The organism is Pseudomonas sp. GM80 (genome assembly GCF_000282515.1).
Lineage (GTDB): Bacteria > Pseudomonadota > Gammaproteobacteria > Pseudomonadales > Pseudomonadaceae > Aquipseudomonas.
In genome coordinates this window covers 1-17,645 of the sequence record NZ_AKJD01000065.1, presented here as the reverse complement: position 1 = coordinate 17,645, position 17,645 = coordinate 1, and the positions used below count along the sequence as shown (strand labels likewise).

The 17,645-nt window shown below is 59.1% G+C and carries 18 protein-coding genes; 13 read left to right on the top strand and 5 right to left on the bottom strand.

Annotated elements, in window-relative coordinates; all coding sequences use genetic code 11:
• Positions 1 to 55 precede the first annotated feature (55 nt).
• Genes PMI37_RS11355 through PMI37_RS11340 form a run of 4 tightly spaced genes read left to right on the top strand, consistent with a single transcriptional unit; the run spans position 56 to position 3,602 of the window.
• On the top strand, positions 56 to 928 hold the full coding sequence (locus tag PMI37_RS11355) for a heme/hemin ABC transporter substrate-binding protein (RefSeq protein ID WP_008080841.1): 873 nt from the start codon (positions 56 to 58) through the stop codon (positions 926 to 928).
• A gap of 50 nt (positions 929 to 978) precedes the next feature.
• Complete coding sequence (locus PMI37_RS11350; protein ID WP_177323310.1) at positions 979 to 1,962, top strand: FecCD family ABC transporter permease; 984 nt, start codon at positions 979 to 981, stop codon at positions 1,960 to 1,962.
• Positions 1,962 to 2,729, top strand: coding sequence for a heme ABC transporter ATP-binding protein (locus tag PMI37_RS11345; RefSeq protein ID WP_008080838.1), 768 nt, complete (start codon positions 1,962 to 1,964; stop codon positions 2,727 to 2,729). The genes PMI37_RS11350 and PMI37_RS11345 overlap by 1 nt, the downstream gene beginning before the upstream one ends.
• 21 nt (positions 2,730 to 2,750) lie before the next feature.
• Positions 2,751 to 3,602, top strand: a complete 852-nt coding sequence (locus PMI37_RS11340) for a ChaN family lipoprotein (RefSeq protein ID WP_008080835.1) — start codon at positions 2,751 to 2,753, stop codon at positions 3,600 to 3,602.
• A 233-nt stretch (positions 3,603 to 3,835) separates the two neighbouring features.
• Here the strand turns inward: PMI37_RS11340 and PMI37_RS11335 are convergent, their stop codons facing one another.
• The 4 genes from PMI37_RS11335 to PMI37_RS11320 form a co-directional block, all read right to left on the bottom strand.
• Positions 3,836 to 4,630, bottom strand: coding sequence for a Crp/Fnr family transcriptional regulator (locus PMI37_RS11335; protein ID WP_008080831.1), 795 nt, complete (start codon positions 4,628 to 4,630; stop codon positions 3,836 to 3,838).
• 16 nt (positions 4,631 to 4,646) lie between these two features.
• Positions 4,647 to 4,919, bottom strand: a complete 273-nt coding sequence (locus tag PMI37_RS11330; protein WP_003228231.1) for a TfoX/Sxy family protein — start codon at positions 4,917 to 4,919, stop codon at positions 4,647 to 4,649.
• Positions 4,920 to 5,197: 278 nt separating this feature from the next.
• A complete protein-coding gene (locus PMI37_RS11325; RefSeq protein ID WP_008080829.1) occupies positions 5,198 to 5,542 on the bottom strand; it encodes a pentapeptide repeat-containing protein in 345 nt (114 codons plus the stop codon).
• Between the two features lie 91 nt (positions 5,543 to 5,633).
• Positions 5,634 to 7,190, bottom strand: coding sequence for a bifunctional aminoglycoside phosphotransferase/ATP-binding protein (locus PMI37_RS11320; protein ID WP_008080828.1), 1,557 nt, complete (start codon positions 7,188 to 7,190; stop codon positions 5,634 to 5,636).
• Between the two features lie 117 nt (positions 7,191 to 7,307).
• On the opposite strand from PMI37_RS11320, the gene mrcB reads away from it, so the two are divergent.
• From mrcB to PMI37_RS11305, 3 genes are read left to right on the top strand one after another with little or no spacing between them, the layout of a single operon-like run.
• Positions 7,308 to 9,632, top strand: coding sequence for a penicillin-binding protein 1B (mrcB, locus tag PMI37_RS11315; protein ID WP_008080827.1), 2,325 nt, complete (start codon positions 7,308 to 7,310; stop codon positions 9,630 to 9,632).
• Between the two features lie 16 nt (positions 9,633 to 9,648).
• A complete protein-coding gene (locus PMI37_RS11310) occupies positions 9,649 to 10,404 on the top strand; it encodes a hypothetical protein (protein WP_008080826.1) in 756 nt (251 codons plus the stop codon).
• Complete coding sequence (locus PMI37_RS11305; protein WP_008080825.1) at positions 10,404 to 10,739, top strand: YqcC family protein; 336 nt, start codon at positions 10,404 to 10,406, stop codon at positions 10,737 to 10,739. The genes PMI37_RS11310 and PMI37_RS11305 overlap by 1 nt, the downstream gene beginning before the upstream one ends.
• Before the next feature lie 94 nt (positions 10,740 to 10,833).
• Here PMI37_RS11305 and PMI37_RS11300 read toward each other — a convergent pair whose 3' ends face one another.
• Complete coding sequence (locus PMI37_RS11300) at positions 10,834 to 11,250, bottom strand: DUF4124 domain-containing protein (protein WP_008080824.1); 417 nt, start codon at positions 11,248 to 11,250, stop codon at positions 10,834 to 10,836.
• A gap of 399 nt (positions 11,251 to 11,649) precedes the next feature.
• Here PMI37_RS11300 and PMI37_RS11295 point away from each other — a divergent pair, with 399 nt between their 5' ends.
• The 6 genes from PMI37_RS11295 to msrQ all read left to right on the top strand — a co-directional run bounded on the left by PMI37_RS11295 (position 11,650) and on the right by msrQ (position 17,640).
• Positions 11,650 to 13,374, top strand: a complete 1,725-nt coding sequence (locus tag PMI37_RS11295) for an acetolactate synthase 3 large subunit (RefSeq protein WP_008080823.1) — start codon at positions 11,650 to 11,652, stop codon at positions 13,372 to 13,374.
• Between the two features lie 2 nt (positions 13,375 to 13,376).
• Positions 13,377 to 13,868 carry an acetolactate synthase small subunit gene (gene ilvN / locus PMI37_RS11290; RefSeq protein ID WP_003176102.1) on the top strand — a complete coding sequence of 164 codons (492 nt, stop codon included), beginning with the start codon at positions 13,377 to 13,379 and terminating at the stop codon, positions 13,866 to 13,868.
• Positions 13,869 to 13,916: 48 nt separating this feature from the next.
• Positions 13,917 to 14,933, top strand: a complete 1,017-nt coding sequence (ilvC, locus tag PMI37_RS11285) for a ketol-acid reductoisomerase (protein WP_003228216.1) — start codon at positions 13,917 to 13,919, stop codon at positions 14,931 to 14,933.
• A gap of 149 nt (positions 14,934 to 15,082) precedes the next feature.
• Positions 15,083 to 15,940 (top strand): CDP-diacylglycerol--serine O-phosphatidyltransferase, encoded by an 858-nt coding sequence (gene pssA, locus PMI37_RS11280; protein ID WP_008080822.1) that lies wholly within the window; start codon positions 15,083 to 15,085, stop codon positions 15,938 to 15,940.
• A gap of 63 nt (positions 15,941 to 16,003) precedes the next feature.
• On the top strand, positions 16,004 to 17,017 hold the full coding sequence (gene msrP / locus PMI37_RS11275; protein ID WP_008080821.1) for a protein-methionine-sulfoxide reductase catalytic subunit MsrP: 1,014 nt from the start codon (positions 16,004 to 16,006) through the stop codon (positions 17,015 to 17,017).
• Entirely contained in the window at positions 17,017 to 17,640 is a 624-nt protein-coding gene (gene msrQ / locus PMI37_RS11270) for a protein-methionine-sulfoxide reductase heme-binding subunit MsrQ (RefSeq protein ID WP_008080820.1), read from the top strand. Before msrP ends, msrQ begins: the two co-directional genes overlap by 1 nt.
• Positions 17,641 to 17,645 lie beyond the last annotated feature (5 nt).

Here is a 17,645-nt window from a genome sequence, read left to right as displayed (position 1 = left end):
ATACTTGGCCTGTCATTCTGACGCCCGGGAAAAACCTTATTCAAGGAAGCTGGATATGCGCCTGAGTACCCGCGTTGCTGTGCTGTGTGCCGGACTTTTCGTCAGTCACCAGGCGGCAGCGGCTGATTTGCCGCAACGTTGGGTCAGTGCCGGCGGTGCGCTGTCGGAGTGGGTGAGTGCCTTGGGGGGCGAGTCGAAGCTGGTCGGTGTCGACACCACCAGCCAGCATCCCGAGTCGCTGAAGGCGCTGCCGAGCATCGGATATCAGCGCAGTCTTTCCGCTGAAGGCATTCTCAGTCTGCGCCCGGACATCCTGATCGGCACCGAGGAAATGGGCCCGCCGCCGGTGCTGTCGCAGGTGAAAGCGGCCAAGGTTCAGGTGGAGTTGTTCTCGGCGCAGCCGGATCTGCCGACGCTGCAGAAAAACGTGACTCACTTGGGCCAGTTGCTGGGCGCCGAGCCACAGGCTGCGCAACTGCTGCAACGTTATCAACAACAACTCGATGCGCAGCAAGCACGAGTGACCGATGCGCAGACCCAACAGAAAGCGCCAGGCGTGCTTTTATTGCTCGGACATGCTGGCGGCAAACCGTTGATTGCCGGTAAGGACACCGCCGCCGATTGGCTGCTGCAACAGGCGGGTGGGCATAACCTGGCGACGCATACCGGTTACAAACCTTTTTCCGTGGAATCTCTGGCCAGTCTCGACCCTGAAGTGTTGGTATTTGCCGACCGTGCGCTGACCGGTGAGGCGGCGAAAGCCGCGCTGTTCAAGGAAAACCCGATTCTCGATTCAAGCCGCGCCGCCAAAGCAGGCCGGGTGCTCGAGCTGGACCCGACCCTGCTGGTCGGCGGCCTCGGGCCACGTTTGCCTGCGGCGCTGAAAACCCTGTCTGACGGTTTCTACCCGGCCCAGAGCGGCCAATGACCACACTGGTCAAACCCCGTGCCTTGTTCATCGGCCTGACGCTCCTGTGTTTGCTGGCGATCTGGCTGTCATTAGCGCTGGGGCCGGTGAGCCTGCCGCTGATCGATACGTTGCGCGCAGCGTTGCGCATGCTCGGTGTACCGCTGGCGCCAGAAGGGCTGGAGCAGGCCGAGCTGATTCTCGGGCAGATTCGTCTGCCGCGTACCTTGCTCGGGCTGGCGGTCGGCGGTGTGCTGGCATTGTCTGGGGTGGCGATGCAGGGATTGTTTCGTAACCCCTTGGCAGACCCCGGACTGGTGGGTGTTTCCAGTGGCGCAGCGTTGGGTGCGGCGATCGCGATTGTCGGTGGCTCGTTTTTTGGCGGTTTGCCGGAGTGGTTCGGGCCTTATCTGTTGTCGGTCTGCGCGTTTCTCGGCGGGCTCGGGGTCACGGCACTGGTCTATCGACTCGGTCGGCGCAATGGCCAGACCAATGTCGCGACCATGTTGCTGGCGGGTATCGCGCTGACCGCGCTGGCCGGTTCGGCCGTCGGCCTGTTCACTTATCTGGCAGATGACGCGACCCTGCGGACGCTGACGTTCTGGAACCTCGGCAGCCTCAATGGCGCCAGTTACGCACGGTTGTGGCCGTTGCTGATCATCAGCGCCGGTGTCGCGTTATGGTTGCCTCGTCGGGCCAAGGCGCTGAATGCCTTGCTGCTAGGTGAGTCGGAAGCCGGGCATCTGGGCATCGATGTCGAACGGCTCAAGCGCGAGTTGGTGTTTTGCACCGCGCTGGGTGTCGGCGCTGCGGTGGCAGCAGCGGGAATGATCGGCTTCGTTGGTTTGGTGGTGCCGCATCTGGTGCGTTTGCTGGCGGGCCCGGATCACAAAGTCTTGCTGCCGGCATCGGTGCTGGCGGGGGCGAGCCTTTTGCTCTTGGCTGACCTGGTCGCGCGGTTGGCGTTGGCGCCTGCCGAGTTGCCGATCGGTATTGTCACCGCGTTTATCGGTGCGCCGTTCTTTCTATTTCTGCTGTTGCGAGGACGTGCCTGATGCTGCGTGCGCAAGATCTGCACATTCAGCGCGGGCGCAAGACAGTGCTCGGCGATGTCACGCTGCAACTCGAACCGGGCGAAGTGCTCGGCGTACTCGGGCCGAACGGTGCCGGCAAAAGTACCTTGCTCGGTGCGCTGTGCGGTGAGTTGGCGCCCAGCGCGGGCGGCGTTTCGCTCGACGGGCAAGCGTTGAGTCACTGGACCGGACAGCAGCGCGCGCAACGCTTGGCTGTGTTGCCTCAAGTGTCGACCCTGGACTTTGCCTTTCGTGTCGAAGAAGTGGTCGGCATGGGCCGCCTGCCCTATCAAAGCGGTCGCGTGCGTGATGACGAAATCATCGCCGCAGCGTTGGCGGCGGCGGATGCCGGGCATTTAAGCGGTCGCAGTTATCTGGCGTTGTCCGGTGGCGAGCGCCAGCGCGTGCATCTGGCGCGGGTGTTGGCGCAGCTCTGGCCGGGACAAGCCGGGCAAACGTTGCTGCTGGACGAACCGACGTCGATGCTTGATCCGTTGCATCAACACACCACGCTGCAAGCGGTGCGTGAGTTTGCCGATCGCGGCGCGGCGGTGCTGGTGATCCTGCATGATCTGAATCTGGCGGCGCGCTATTGTGATCGTATTCTGCTGCTCGAAGGCGGGCGTCCGGTAGCGCTGGACACCCCGGAGCAGGTGTTGCGGCCGGACTCGCTGAAGGCTGTGTTCGGTCTTGAAGTGTTGGTGCAGCCGCACCCGGAGCGCGGGCATCCGCTGATCATTGCCCGCTGACTGAATCATCGAGGTGATGGCATGCGTGGGTTGTGGCTGTTGGCAGTGGTGTTGCTTGCGGGGTGTCAGCATGTTGTTGCGCCACCGCCGATCAGTGGCCAGATTCGTGACCTGCGCAGCGGTGAGGAGCTGACGGCGCAGCAACTGGTGAAACGCCTTGCTGGACCCGAGCGACTGATCATTGGCGAGCAGCATGACAATGCTGATCATCACGCCGCGCAATTGTGGCTGTTGCAGTCGCTCGGCGAGCAACGGCCGCAGGGCAGTCTGTTGCTGGAAATGCTCACGCCGGATCAGCAGCCCAAGGTAGATGCCGTTCGCCAGGCAACGTCGCCGTCCGCCAATCTTTCAGAGGCGCTGACCTGGCAGGATGGCTGGGACTGGAATCTCTATGGGCCGATCGTGCGCTTTGCTCTCAGCCAGCCGTATCCGCTGCTGGCGGCCAATCTTGAAAACAGTGAAATCCGTACCTTCTACCGCAACCCGCCGGTGCTGAGCGGTGCGCGCAGTAATGCGGCGTCGGTGAAAAGCACGTTGCTGGCGCAGATCAGTGAATCCCATTGCGGACTGCTGCCCGCAGCACAGATGCCCGCGATGCTGGCCTTGCAGCAGCAGCGTGACCGACGCATGGCTGAGCGCATGCTCGCGGCGCCCACGCCTTCGATCTTGTTGGCTGGGGCGTGGCATGCGCGCAAGGATGTCGGGGTGCCGTTGCATGTCGTGGATCTGGGCGCCACTCAAGCGCCAACGGTGTTGATGCTGGCAGAGCGGGGCGCAGCGGTGACTGCCGCGATGGCCGATTACGTCTGGTACACCGCCCCGACGCCCAAGCAGGATTACTGCGAACAGATGCGTGAACAATTCGGCAAATGACTTTTCCACAGGCAAAAAAAGACCCGGTAAAAAACCGGGTCAAATAACCGTGATTAGCCTGATGAGGAGATAATCTGAGAGTCCGAACCAAGGGCTTTTCAGAATATCGACTGATCTCGCGACCAGTTGTGATAATCATAGCGATTCTCATTACCACGTCAACAACTGTTTTCTCATTTCTTTGATTCAGACTCGAAAATGGCCGGCATGCCCCGAAAACAGGGGGCTGGGCATTAACTTCTGATTTCGGTCATTTGGCTGACTTGTTTATTCAGTTGGCCGATACGCCGCGCCATGCTTTCGATCAGGCTGTGGGCAATCTTCGGATTGGTGCGGGTCATGCTCAAAAACTGCTCACCGGGAATCAGCATCACTGTGCTCGCTTCTCGGGCGATGACCGTGGCATTGCGCGGTTCGCCGGTGAAAACTGCCATGGCACCAAATATCTCGTCCTTGGGCACATCACCGACCTTGTGCCCTTCGACAAAGGCCTCGGCATGGCCGTCGATGATCACGAACACATGATCGGCGACGTCGCCCTGCTTGATCAGAATTTCCCCGGCCTCAACCCGCTTGAAACCATTGGTGCTGCGAAACTCGCGTGGTTTCAGCTCGGCGACGGTGTGGGCGAGAATTGCCATTTGCCCCAGCAGATATGCAAGAAATTGATCCGCCCGGCCGGCGTCGGCGTACAGATGCTGAAACACCTCATGGCGTCGGTAAGGCGTCAAGCGCAGTGGCCCGTCACTGTACAGGCGGCAATCGTCCCATTCATTGCCACGCTGCAGGCCGATCAGGTCGCCCTCTTGCCAATAAAACAGCGGACGGGCAGCGATGCAGCCGTTGATCACACCTTCAGCCAATAGAAACAACTGATCGCCGGGTAACTGCGCGAGCAAATCATCCGTCGCGTCCAGTTGCAGATCCGGCCCGCACGGCGCCAGGCCGAGCAGCCACTGCGCGGGCAAACTCTGTAGGCGATTGATCAGTGCATCGGCGTATGCCGATTGTTCCCCCAGCAAATACATGACGGTCAGCGTCCGTTCAGTTCTTGTGGCGCGAGGAAATGGCTTCGAGCTGTTTGTTCAGGGCGTCCTTGCGTTCGGCGGGGATGTCGTTCCAGTGCACGTCCATCAGCGCGCCTTCGATCGCATACAACAACACCTTCGATGCGCGAAACCCGCGGGTACGCACGGCCCGGTAGGCGTCCACCGCGCCCAGGCGACGCAAGTCCGAGGCGCTGTGGATGCCCACGGCATGCAGCCATTGCGCCGACGTCTTGCCAAGATTCTTCAGGTGTTGCAGTTCATCATTCATCAAGCCTCCTTGCGACGGCCGAATGGTGCGTGGGCGAGCTTCTCAGGAGTGTAGCCATCAGTAGGAAAAGCGTGGTTGTTTGGTCGGATTCGACGCAAATGCTTCTAAGAAAAGGAGCTTGAACGGCCTGCGAATGCAGAAAGGAGGGAGAAAACACACATATCAATGTAGGAGTGAGCCTGCTCGCGATAGCGGGCTGGCAGGCACACATATGTTGAATGTTAAACCGCTATCGCGAGCAGGCTCACTCCTACAGCGGCAGGCGCTGGATGGTTATTTCAGCGAGTGCGATAACGCAGGCGCGTACCGAAATTCATCGACATCAGAATCTCGTCGGCACTCAGCTCCGGCGGGAAGTACGCCCCGGAAATCTGCGCGTGCGCCAGGCTGGCGCCTTCAAGCGACGCATTACGAAAATCGATGCCACGTAAATCGGCCGAGCGGAAATACGCGTCCCGGAAATCCACGCCATCGGCGTTCAGTTCACGCAGGTCAAGGCCTCGGAAGTCGCCGCCGACCATGTCGATCGGGCCGTCTTGCGGGCGTTCGTTGTTGAAACCTGTGATGTCATCTTTGTGCAGCAAGGCATACAGCGGGGAGTCGAGCAGTTTCGGCTGGCTCATGTCAGATCACCTGTTGGTTTTATGACGCCAGTATAGTGCCACTATTTGACGGCCGTGAAGCAAACGAGGGCTTCACGGCCGAAATAGTTTTTTACAGGCCTGGCAAGCGCTGACGAATCTGCGCGACCACGGTGTCCAGCGTGCCGGATTCGTTAGTCTGCACGCGTTTACTGCGCAGAATTTCTTCCGGCGTCAGCGCTTCACGATTGGCTTGCTGTGCTTCGATCACGGCCAGCGTGGCGTCGGACGGATCCTGTTTATCCGCCTGACGAATCGCCAGCCAGCTCTCGATCACCGCTTGTGGCGCGTTGCAGTCGAGGATCAGGAACGGTGTGCCGGTGGCTTCGGCAATTTTCGCCGCGTTGTCGCGTTGCTCGCGTTTAAGGTAAGTCGCGTCGATCACCACCGGGAAACCTGCGTGCAGGATGATTTCAGCAATTTCATGCAGGCGTGCGTAGGTCGCCGCGCTGGCGTCGGCGCTATAGATGCCGGCCTGCACGTCGTTGGCGACGGTTTGTTCACCGAACAGGCGCTTGCGTTCAACATCGGAACGCAGGCGGATCGCGCCCAGTGCTTCGACCAGGCGCATGGCCACGTGGCTCTTGCCGACAGCGGAAACGCCGTGGGTAATCGCCATGAAGCGCGAAGGAATGGTGCTGTAGCTTTCGGCCAGATTGGCGTAGTTGCGGTACTGGCGCAGGGTGGTGGCGCGCTGCACTGGCGTCGCGTCCGCGGGCATGCTGAACAGCGCAACCTTGGCGCGAACCAGTGCGCGGTAGGCTTTATAGAAGTTCAGCACTTCGAGGCCTTGATAGTCGCCGGTCAATTCCAGGTATTGGCTGATGAAGCGGCGCGCCAGGGATTTCAGGCCACGGTCTTCAAGGTCCATCGCGAGGAAGCCGGTGTCGGCCCAGACGTCGGTGAAACGGAACGGTTCGTTGAACTCGATGCAGTCGAAGATCACCACTTTGCCGTCGATGACCGTGGCGTTGCCCAAATGGATGTCGCCGTGACATTCACGGGTAAAGCCTTCGGTTTTGCGCTGGGCGAACAGTGGCTTGAGACGTTCGAAGCTGCTTTCGGCCCAGGCTTTCAGTGCGTCGAGTTGCAGCAGATCGTTTTTGTCGCTGAGGAACGGCAGGATCTGCTCAAAGTTTTGCGACACCGGCGCCATCACGCTGTCCGGGGTACCGGCGTCGTGTTCGGCCGGGACTTTTGGCGCGGTGAGGTGGAAGCGGGCGATTTGCTCGGCCATCTCGTCGATGTGCTGGGTGGTCAGTTCGCCGTTGGCTTGCAAAGTGCTAAGCAGACCGGTCTGTGGGAACTGGCGCATTTTCAGCAGATATTCGATCGCCGGGCCTTCACCGCCGAGTTGCGGTGCTTCGACGCTGCCGGTCACTGGCAATACTTCCAGGTACAAATCGTCGGTCAGGCGCTGGTTCAGACGCAGTTCTTCTGCACAGAAATGTGCGCGCGACTCGAGGCCGGTGAAGTCGAGGAAACCGAAATTGACCGGTTTCTTTACTTTATAAGCAAAGGGGCCGGTGAGGATCACCCACGAGATATGGGTTTCGATGACCTGAAACCCTTCGACAGGGTGCGGGTAGAGGGCCGGGTTTTGCAGGGCAGCGATCAGTGACTGGCTCACGGGCGATCCTTCAGAGAGGGGGGAAATTCAAGGCGGCCATTATGGCCGCTCGCCAGCCTGACGCAAACCTCGGAGCGCTCCTGTTGAGGATGAATAAAGTGCGTATAATCCGCCGCCATGACTCGAACTCGATCCCCCCGTACCAAGAAAAAACCACCTTCCAAGGGCCTCAGCCCGTGGTTGAGCTGGGCCATTAAACTCAGTCTGGTCGGCCTTGTCGTGCTGGCCGGCTTCGCCGTTTACCTCGATGCCGTGGTGCAGGAGAAGTTCTCCGGCAAGCGCTGGACCATCCCGGCGAAGGTCTACGCGCGGCCGCTTGAGCTGTTCGTCGGACAAAAGCTCAGCAAGGACGATTTCCTTACCGAACTCGATGCTCTTGGCTATCGCCGCGAAGCCGTGAGCAATGGTCCCGGCGCCGCAGCTGTCAACGGTAATACGGTCGATCTGAATACCCGTGGCTTCCAGTTCTATGAAGGCCTGGAGAAGCCGCAGCCGGTGCGCGTGCGTTTCTCCGGCGATTACGTGGCTGAGTTGTCGGCGACCAACGGTTCGAAACTGTCCGTGGTACGCCTTGAACCGCTGATGATCGGCGGCATTTATCCAAAGAATCTCGAAGACCGCATTCTGATCAAGCTCGATCAGGTGCCGCCGTACCTGCTCGAAACCCTGGTCGCTGTAGAAGACCGCGATTACTACAGCCACTGGGGCGTGTCGCCGAAGTCGATTGCCCGGGCTATCTGGGTCAACACCTCTGGCGGCAAGATGACCCAGGGCGGCAGTACGCTGACCCAGCAGTTGGTGAAAAACTTTTACCTGACCAACGAACGCAGCCTGACCCGCAAGCTCACCGAAGCGATGATGGCGCTGTTGCTGGAAATGCATTACGACAAGAAAGAAATCCTTGAGGCCTACCTCAATGAAGTCTTCGTCGGGCAGGACGGTCAGCGCGCAGTGCACGGTTTCGGTCTGGCCAGCCAGTTCTTCTTCGGTCAGCCATTATCCGAATTGAAACTGCATCAGGTGGCGTTGCTGGTCGGCATGGTCAAAGGCCCGTCCTACTACAACCCGCGACGCAACCCGGAGCGCGCGTTGGAGCGGCGTAACCTGGTGCTCGACGTACTTGAGCAGCAGGGCGTGGCGACGGCCGAGCAGGTCGAAGCAGCGAAGAAAATGCCGCTGGGCGTGACCACGCGCGGCAAGCTCGCCGACAGTTCGTTCCCGGGCTTTGTCGATCTGGTCAAACGGCAGTTGCGCGAAGACTACCGCGACGAAGACTTGACCGAAGAAGGCCTGCGGATCTTCACCAGTTTCGACCCGATTCTGCAGATGAAGGCCGAAGCCTCGGTCAACGACACGTTCAAGCGTCTGTCCGGGCGCAAGGGCTCCGACGATGTCGAAGCAGCGATGGTCGTGACCAACCCGGAAACCGGCGAAGTGCAGGCGATGATCGGCAGCCGTCAGGCCAGTTTTGCCGGCTTCAACCGGGCACTGGATGCAGTGCGGCCGATCGGTTCGTTGATCAAGCCGGCGGTTTATCTCACCGCGTTGGAGAAGCCGAGCCAGTACACGCTGACCAGTTGGCTGTCCGACGATCCGTTGTCGGTCAAAGGCGCGAACGGTCAGGTGTGGAAGCCGCAGAACTATGATCGCCGCTCCCACGGCACGGTCTTCCTCTATCAGGGCCTGGCGCACTCCTACAACCTGTCGACCTCGCGTCTGGGTCTGGAAGTGGGCGTGCCGAATGTGTTGAAAACACTCGGTCGTCTGGGCGTTACACGTGAATTCCCGGCCTTCCCGTCAATGTTGCTCGGCGCGGGTGGCATGACCCCGATCGAAGTGGCGACCATGTACCAGACCCTCGCCAACGGTGGTTTCAACACGCCGATGCGCGGGATTCGCAGCGTGCTGACCGCCGAGGGCGAACCGCTCAAGCGTTATCCGTTCCAGATCGAGCAGCGTTTCGACCCGGCGTCCATCTATCTGATCCAGAACGCCATGCAGCGCGTGATGCGTGAAGGTACCGGCAGTTCGGTTTATAACGTGCTGCCCAAGACCCTGACACTCGCCGGCAAGACCGGCACCAGTAACGATTCCCGTGACAGCTGGTTCGCCGGTTTCAGCCAGGATCTGCTGGCGGTGGTGTGGCTGGGCCGCGACGATAACGGCAAGACGCCGTTCACCGGGGCCACCGGCGCGTTGCAAGTCTGGACCAGTTTCATGCGCAAGGCTGATCCGCTGCCGCTGGACATGCCGCAGCCGGACAACATCGTCCAGGCCTGGGTCGATTCGCGCACCGGGCAGGGCTCCGATGCCAACTGCCCAGGGGCGGTACAGATGCCGTATATTCGCGGCAGCGAACCGCCACCCGGCGCCGCCTGTGCAAGCGAAACGCCTGCTTCCGGCGAGTCGGTGATGGATTGGGTCAAGGGCTGGATGAATTAAGCAAAGAGGGTTTCAAGTGAACAAGTGGTTGATTCCAGCGGTGACCGCCGTGGCTTTGCTCAGCGGCTGCTCTACCGTACAGCGTGGTTCGATCCCGGTGGTCGATTCCGGTACGGCTGTGTCCAACAGCGAACGTATTTCGGCCAATGGCGGTTTCCGTCAAACGACCGTAAAGCGTCCTGCGCAGGCTCAGGCTCAGACTCAAGCGATCCCGCAAGGCGATACCGGCGTGGTGGTGATGGTGCCGGGTGGCGGTGCCGCCGTGTCGACGCCGATCAGCTCTTCGCCTATCGAGTCGGGCCCGGCGTCCGGCGGTATCACGTCGGGGCCGTACACACCTCCGGCCGTTGAATCGGCACCGATCAATTCCGGCAGCTACAGCATGCCTTCGACGCCGAGCGGGATTCCTTCCGCCAGCAGTGGCGGCGGCTTGTCGGCAGACGAACAGCTGGACGGCCCGGTGCTCGCCTTGCTGACTACCGCTCAGCAGCAACAGGCGGGCGGCGACCTCAACGGCGCGTCTTCCAGCCTGGAACGTGCACAGCGCGTCGCTCCGCGTGAGCCGCAAGTGCTTTATCGCCTGGCGCAAGTGCGCATGGCTCAAGGGGATGCGCCGCAAGCCGAGCAGTTCGCCCGTCGTGCGCTGACGATGGCCAACGGTCGCCCGGACCTGCAAGCCAGTCTGTGGGAAATCATCGCTCAGTCCCGCGAGAAACAAGGCGATTCCGCCGGCGCCGCTCAGGCCCGTCAGAAGGCCAAGGTTTCGCTGTGATGGATGCCCGTTTCCCGAAAATCGCCGATCAGTTGCTATTGATCGAGCGTGAATTGCGCACACAAGGCTGGTGGGACGAGGTGTCGCCGTCGGCCGAAGCCCTGAGCAGTGTCGAACCGTTTTCGGTCGATACGCTGGACTTCGAACAATGGCTGCAATGGATCTTCCTGCCGCGCATGAAGATGATCCTCGAACAGGATCTGCCGTTGCCGAATGCTTCGGGTATCCAGGAGATGGCAGAAATGGTCTTCGCCCAGCGCAACCTGGGTGGCAAGGATCGTCAACTGCAGGTGCTGCTCAAAGAGTTCGACCTGCTGATCACCGCCTCGCACTGACACCTCATCAATGTAGGAGCTGCCGCAGGCTGCGATCTTTTGATCTGGTTTTATGGATCAAAAGATCGCAGCCTGCGGCAGCTCCTACAGGTTTCTACTCACAATTCTGTGCGATTTGTTTCTGCGCTTCAGCGATGCGTTCCTGACGCAGCGCGTCATCCAGCCGGCGTAACTGTCCCTCCACTTCCTCCCTCAATCGCGGATTGTTCTGCAATTGCGCCAGGTTCGTCCGTGCCTGCTCGCAAAACTGCTTGAGCTGCGCCTGCTGATCCGCGACCTGTTTCTTCACCTTGTCATCAATTGCCTTCTGATCACCGAGTACGCCACTGCCCGACATCGCCGCAGGTTTCGGCGGGGCCGGGGAGGGCGTCTGCACGGTAGTGGAAGATTGACCCGGTGGCGGCTGCGCATCGAAATGCGTAACCCCCTGGGCATCGACCCATTTGTAGATTTGAGCGGCCGTGCACCATGGGCTGAGGCCGATCAGCAGAGTAAGGAGGAGCGTTCGCATGCTGATTCCTTGGCAAAATTGCGCAATTGACACTAACAGAGTAGCGGTTTCCAGGTTTTTTCTTGCGTTCTCATGTGCTTACCCACAATTAACCGCATTGACGGCTTGACTTGGAGAGGGCGAAACAGAAGAATCGAAAGTCCGCTGTAGAGGGACTGCCAGAAGCAGACCCACTCGGTAGATCATGAGGCGCACATCCGCGCCGACCTGTTACACCCGCAACGCGTTACCTCGCGCTGGGTGGGAAAGGCCCGCAACACTTGGGACGATCCCAATACTTGCTCAGTCAGTGCTGACGTAGTCGGCGACCACCGTCGCTCATGCTCTGCCGAGAAGTAAACCTATTAAGACCCGCCCCTTTTTTGTGGACGGTATTCTGGCGTTTTAGAGGTGAACAACGTGGAGCTTTTATCTGGCGGTGAGATGCTCGTCCGCTTTTTGCGTGACGAAGGCGTCAAATATATCTACGGGTACCCGGGTGGTGCTCTCCTGCATGTTTACGATGCCTTGTTCAAAGAACCGGAAGTGAATCACATCCTGGTTCGTCACGAACAAGCGGCAACCCATATGGCTGACGGCTACGCCCGTGCCACCGGTAAAGCCGGCGTGGTATTGGTGACTTCCGGTCCAGGCGCCACAAACGCCATCACCGGTATCGCCACGGCCTATATGGATTCGATTCCAATGGTGATCATTTCCGGTCAGGTGCCAAGCACCATGGTCGGCACCGACGCGTTCCAGGAAACCGACATGATCGGTATCTCCCGGCCGATCGTGAAGCACAGCTTCATGATCAAGCACGCCTCGGAAATCCCGGAAGTCATGAAGAAGGCCTTCTACCTGGCGCAATCCGGTCGTCCGGGGCCGGTCGTGGTCGATATCCCGAAAGACATGACCAACCCGGCCGAGAAGTTCGAATACATCTTCCCGAAGAAAGCCAAGCTGCGTTCCTACAGCCCGGCCGTTCGCGGTCACTCCGGGCAAATCCGCAAGGCGGCAGAAATGCTGTTGGCGGCCAAGCGCCCTGTGCTGTACTCCGGTGGCGGCGTGATCCTCGGCAACGGTTCCGCACCGCTGACCGAACTGGCGAAAATGCTCAACCTGCCAGTGACCAACACACTGATGGGCCTGGGCGGTTTCCCCGGCACTGATCGTCAGTTCATCGGCATGCTCGGCATGCACGGCAGCTACACCGCCAACCTGGCGATGCACCATGCTGACGTGATCCTCGCGGTCGGCGCGCGTTTCGACGATCGCGTGATCAACGGCCCGGCGAAATTCTGCCCGAACGCCAAGATCATCCACATCGACATCGACCCGGCTTCGATTTCCAAAACCATCAAGGCCGACGTGCCTATCGTTGGTCCGGTTGAGAGCGTCCTGACCGAAATGGTCGCGATCCTCAAGGAAATCGGCGAGACCCCGAACAAGGAGTCCGTGGCCAGCTGGTGGAAGCAGGTGGATGAATGGCGCGGTGATCGCGGCCTGTTCCCTTACGACAAGGGCGACGGCAGCGTGATCAAGCCGCAGACCGTGATCGAAACCCTCTGCGAAGTGACCAAGGGCGATGCCTTCATTACTTCCGACGTCGGTCAGCACCAGATGTTCGCGGCGCAGTACTACACGTTCAACAAGCCGAATCGCTGGATCAACTCCGGTGGTCTGGGCACCATGGGCTTCGGTTTCCCGGCGGCCATGGGCATCAAGTTGAGCTTCCCGGATGACGACGTTGCCTGCGTCACCGGCGAAGGCAGTATCCAGATGAACATCCAGGAACTGTCGACCTGCCTGCAATACGGCTTGCCAGTGAAAATCGTCATCTTGAACAACGGTGTTCTGGGGATGGTGCGTCAGTGGCAGGACATGAGCTACGGCAGCCGTCACTCGCACTCCTACATGGAATCGCTGCCTGACTTCGTCAAATTGGCTGAAGCCTACGGCCACGTCGGCGTACGGATCACCGATTCGAAAGATTTGAAGTCGAAGATGGCAGAAGCGTTCGCCATGAAGGATCGCCTGGTGATCATCGACGTTTCGGTCGACACCAGCGAGCACGTCTATCCGATGCAGATCAAAGACGGCTCCATGCGCGATATGTGGCTGAGCAAGACGGAGCGTACTTAATCATGCGGCACATTATTTCCTTGCTTCTGGAAAACGAACCCGGCGCTTTGTCTCGCGTAGTCGGCCTGTTCTCGCAGCGCAACTACAACATCGAAAGCCTGACCGTGGCCCCGACCGAAGACCCGACCCTGTCGCGTCTGACGCTGACCACCGTTGGTCACGATGAAGTCATCGAGCAGATCACCAAAAACCTGAACAAGCTGATCGAAGTGGTCAAGCTGGTGGACCTGTCGGAAAGTGCTCACATCGAGCGCGAACTGATGCTGGTCAAGGTCAAGGCCACTGGCGCCCAACGCGCCGAGATCAAACGCACCACCGATATTTACCGTGGACAGATCGTCGACGTCAGCGCCAGCGTGTATACCGTTCAATTGACCGGTACCAGCGACAAGCTCGACAGCTTCATTCAGTCCATCGGCACCGCATCGATTCTGGAAACCGTCCGTAGTGGCGTAACCGGCATTGCCCGCGGCGACAAAGTACTCAGCATCTAAACCAAATTAGCGAATGGCCTGAACGGCCTGGATATAAAGGGGAAATTCATGAAAGTTTTCTACGATAAAGACTGCGACCTGTCGATCATCCAGGGCAAGAAAGTTGCCATCATCGGTTACGGTTCCCAGGGCCACGCCCAAGCGTGCAACCTGAAAGATTCCGGTGTCGACGTTACCGTTGGTCTGCGTAAAGGTTCGGCCACTGTTGCCAAAGCTGAAGCTCACGGCCTGAAAGTGACCGACGTTGCTTCCGCTGTTGCGGCTGCCGACCTGGTCATGATCCTGACCCCGGACGAGTTCCAGTCCTCCCTGTACAAGAATGAAATCGAGCCGAACATCAAGAAAGGCGCCACCCTGGCCTTCTCCCACGGCTTCGCGATCCACTACAACCAGGTTGTTCCGCGTGCCGACCTCGACGTGATCATGATCGCGCCGAAAGCCCCGGGCCACACCGTACGTTCCGAGTTCGTGAAAGGCGGCGGTATTCCTGACCTGATCGCGATCTACCAGGACGCCTCGGGCAACGCCAAAAACGTTGCACTGTCTTACGCTGCTGGCGTTGGTGGCGGTCGTACCGGCATCATCGAAACCACCTTCAAGGACGAGACTGAAACCGACCTGTTCGGCGAACAAGCCGTACTGTGCGGCGGTACCGTTGAACTGGTTAAAGCCGGTTTCGAAACTCTGGTCGAAGCTGGCTACGCGCCGGAAATGGCTTACTTCGAATGCCTGCACGAACTGAAGCTGATCGTTGACCTCATGTACGAAGGCGGTATCGCCAACATGAACTACTCGATCTCCAACAACGCCGAATACGGCGAGTACGTGACTGGCCCGGAAGTGATCAACGCCGAGTCCCGTCAGGCCATGCGCAACGCCCTGAAACGTATTCAGGACGGCGAATACGCCAAAATGTTCATCAGCGAAGGCGCAACCGGCTACCCTTCGATGACCGCCAAGCGTCGTAACAACGCCGCTCACGGTATCGAAATCATCGGCGAGCAACTGCGCTCCATGATGCCGTGGATCGGTGCCAACAAGATCGTCGACAAAGCCAAAAACTAAGTCGTCGTCCCTTATATGAAAAAACGCGGCCTCGGCCGCGTTTTTTCGTTTGAGCCGGTGGTTCTGGTATAAAGCTGCAGCGTTTGTGGCCGAACTGTCGTCCTCAGACACCTGTTGAATTTTCTCCAAACCGTTGCAAGGTAATGTCCATGAGCGAACGTCCCGAAGAGCCGAACAAGGCTTCTGACGCCGAAAGCCTGCTGCCCATCGATGAACACATCGAAGAAGGGCACGACGCAGAAGGTCGTAAAGTCCGGCATCGTGGTATCTATCTGCTGCCGAATCTGTTCACCACTGCAAACCTGTTTGCAGGGTTTTACTCCATCATCAACTCGATGAGCGCGCAGGCGGCATTGAGCGCGGGTGATTCCGCCAACGCGAGCAAGTATTTCGCCTTTGCCGCGATCGCGATTTTCGTCGCCATGGTGCTCGACGGTCTCGACGGCCGTGTGGCGCGCATGACCAATACGCAAAGTGCCTTCGGTGCCGAGTACGACTCGCTGTCGGACATGGTTGCGTTCGGTGTTGCACCGGCGTTGCTGGCCTTCGGCTGGGCGCTGGGTGATATGGGCAAGGTCGGCTGGATGGTTGCCTTCATCTATGTCGCGGGCGCGGCATTGCGTCTGGCGCGCTTCAATACTCAGGTGGGTACGGCGGACAAGCGCTATTTCATCGGTCTGGCCAGTCCGGCAGCGGCCGGTGTTGTCGCGGGGATTGTCTGGGCATTCAGCGATTACGGTATTCAGGGTTCGAAGATGTCGTTCCTGGTCGCGCTGATGGTCGCGGCGGCTGGCATGCTGATGGTCAGCAACATCAAGTACAACAGCTTCAAGGAGCTGGACTTGAAAGGGCGGGTACCGTTCGTGGCGATCCTTGCCGTCGTGCTGGTGTTCGCCGTGGTGTTCAGCGATCCTCCGCGCATTCTGTTGCTGGTGTTCCTTGCCTATGCGGCGTCGGGCCCGGTGCAGTACCTGTTGCGCCTTCGTCGGCACAAAAAAGCCGAGTGATGTAATTTCCCGCATACTCCGCAGTCTATGGGTGCATCTGTCCTCCAAAGCTGCGGAGTTGTCATGCTGATCAAAATCCCCAAAGCGTCTGACTGCCATGAGTCGGATGTCACGCCTGAATCCATTTATCTCTCGCGCCGCCAATTGCTCGGAGCCACTGCTGCCGGTATCGCCGTCAGTAGCCTGCCGCGTTGGGCCAATGCCGACGATGCTGCTCGGTATGCCGATGTTGAACCGGGCAAGGCGCCTGCCTGGTTCGCTGAAAAACTGCCTTCTACTAAATGGGGCGCGGTCAACGTCAAGGATGAGGCGGTTACACCCTATAAAGACGCGACTCACTACAACAACTTCTATGAGTTCGGTACCGACAAAGGCGATCCGGCGGCGAATGCTGGCTCGCTGAAAACCGAACCCTGGAGTGTGGTGATAGACGGGGAGGTGGGTAAGCCCGGGCGATATGCGCTGGAAGACTTCATCAAGCCGTACCAGTTGGAGGAGCGTATCTATCGCCTGCGCTGTGTCGAGGCGTGGTCAATGGTGATCCCGTGGATCGGTTTTCCGATTTCGGCTTTGCTCAAACAAGTTGAGCCGAATGCCAAGGCCAAGTACATCCGCTTTGAAACCTTGCAGGATCCCAAGAGCATGCCCGGCCAACGTTCCGGGTTTGCCTTGATCGATTGGCCTTATGTAGAGGGCTTGCGACTGGATGAAGCGATGAATCCATTGGCGATTCTGGCGGTGGGCATGTATGGCCGCGAATTGCCGAATCAGAATGGCGCGCCGCTGCGTTTGGTGGTGCCGTGGAAGTATGGCTTCAAGAGCGTCAAATCCATCGTGCGTATCAGTCTGGTCAGCGAGCAGCCGAAAACAACCTGGCAAAGCATTGCGGCGGATGAATATGGCTTTTACGCGAATGTGAATCCAACAGTTGATCACCCGCGCTGGACGCAGGCGCGGGAGCGGCGCTTGCCGAACAGTCTGTTCAAGCCGAACGTGCGTGATACGCAGATGTTCAACGGCTACTCGGATGAAGTCGCTTCTTTATATACAGGGCTCGATCTGCGGAAGAACTACTGATGCGATTTCCTTTGTGGCGTATTAGCGTTTTCATTGCGGCGGCAGTCTGGCCGATGCTCTGGTTGTATCAGGCGCTTGAGGATTTGCTCGGGCCGGATCCCGGCAAGGTATTGGTCGACCGCCTGGGACTGGGGACGTTAGTGCTGCTGTTGATCACCTTGAGCATGACGCCTCTGCAGAAACTCACTGGCTGGGCAGGGTGGATTGCTGTGCGCCGTCAATTGGGGCTTTGGTGTTTCGCCTACGTGGTTTTGCATCTGTGCAGCTATATGGCGTTTATCCTCGGTTTCGATTGGTCGCAACTGGCGGTCGAGTTGCGCAAGCGGCCTTACATAATAGTAGGGGCGTTGGGCTTTCTCGGATTGTTGGCGTTGGCGGTAACGTCCAATCGCTACAGTCAGCGTCGTTTAGGTGTGCGATGGAAGAAACTTCATCGTCTGGTCTACGTGATTCTCGGCTTGGGTTTGCTGCATATGCTGTGGATCGTGCGCGCTGATCTTGAGGAGTGGGCGATCTATGCCTTTATAGGTGCGGTGCTTCTGCTGCTGCGTGTTCCGCCAGTGACGCGCCGGATCCCGCGTTTACTGGTCAAAAAGCCGGTTTTGCAAGAAAAGCGAAATTAACGGTT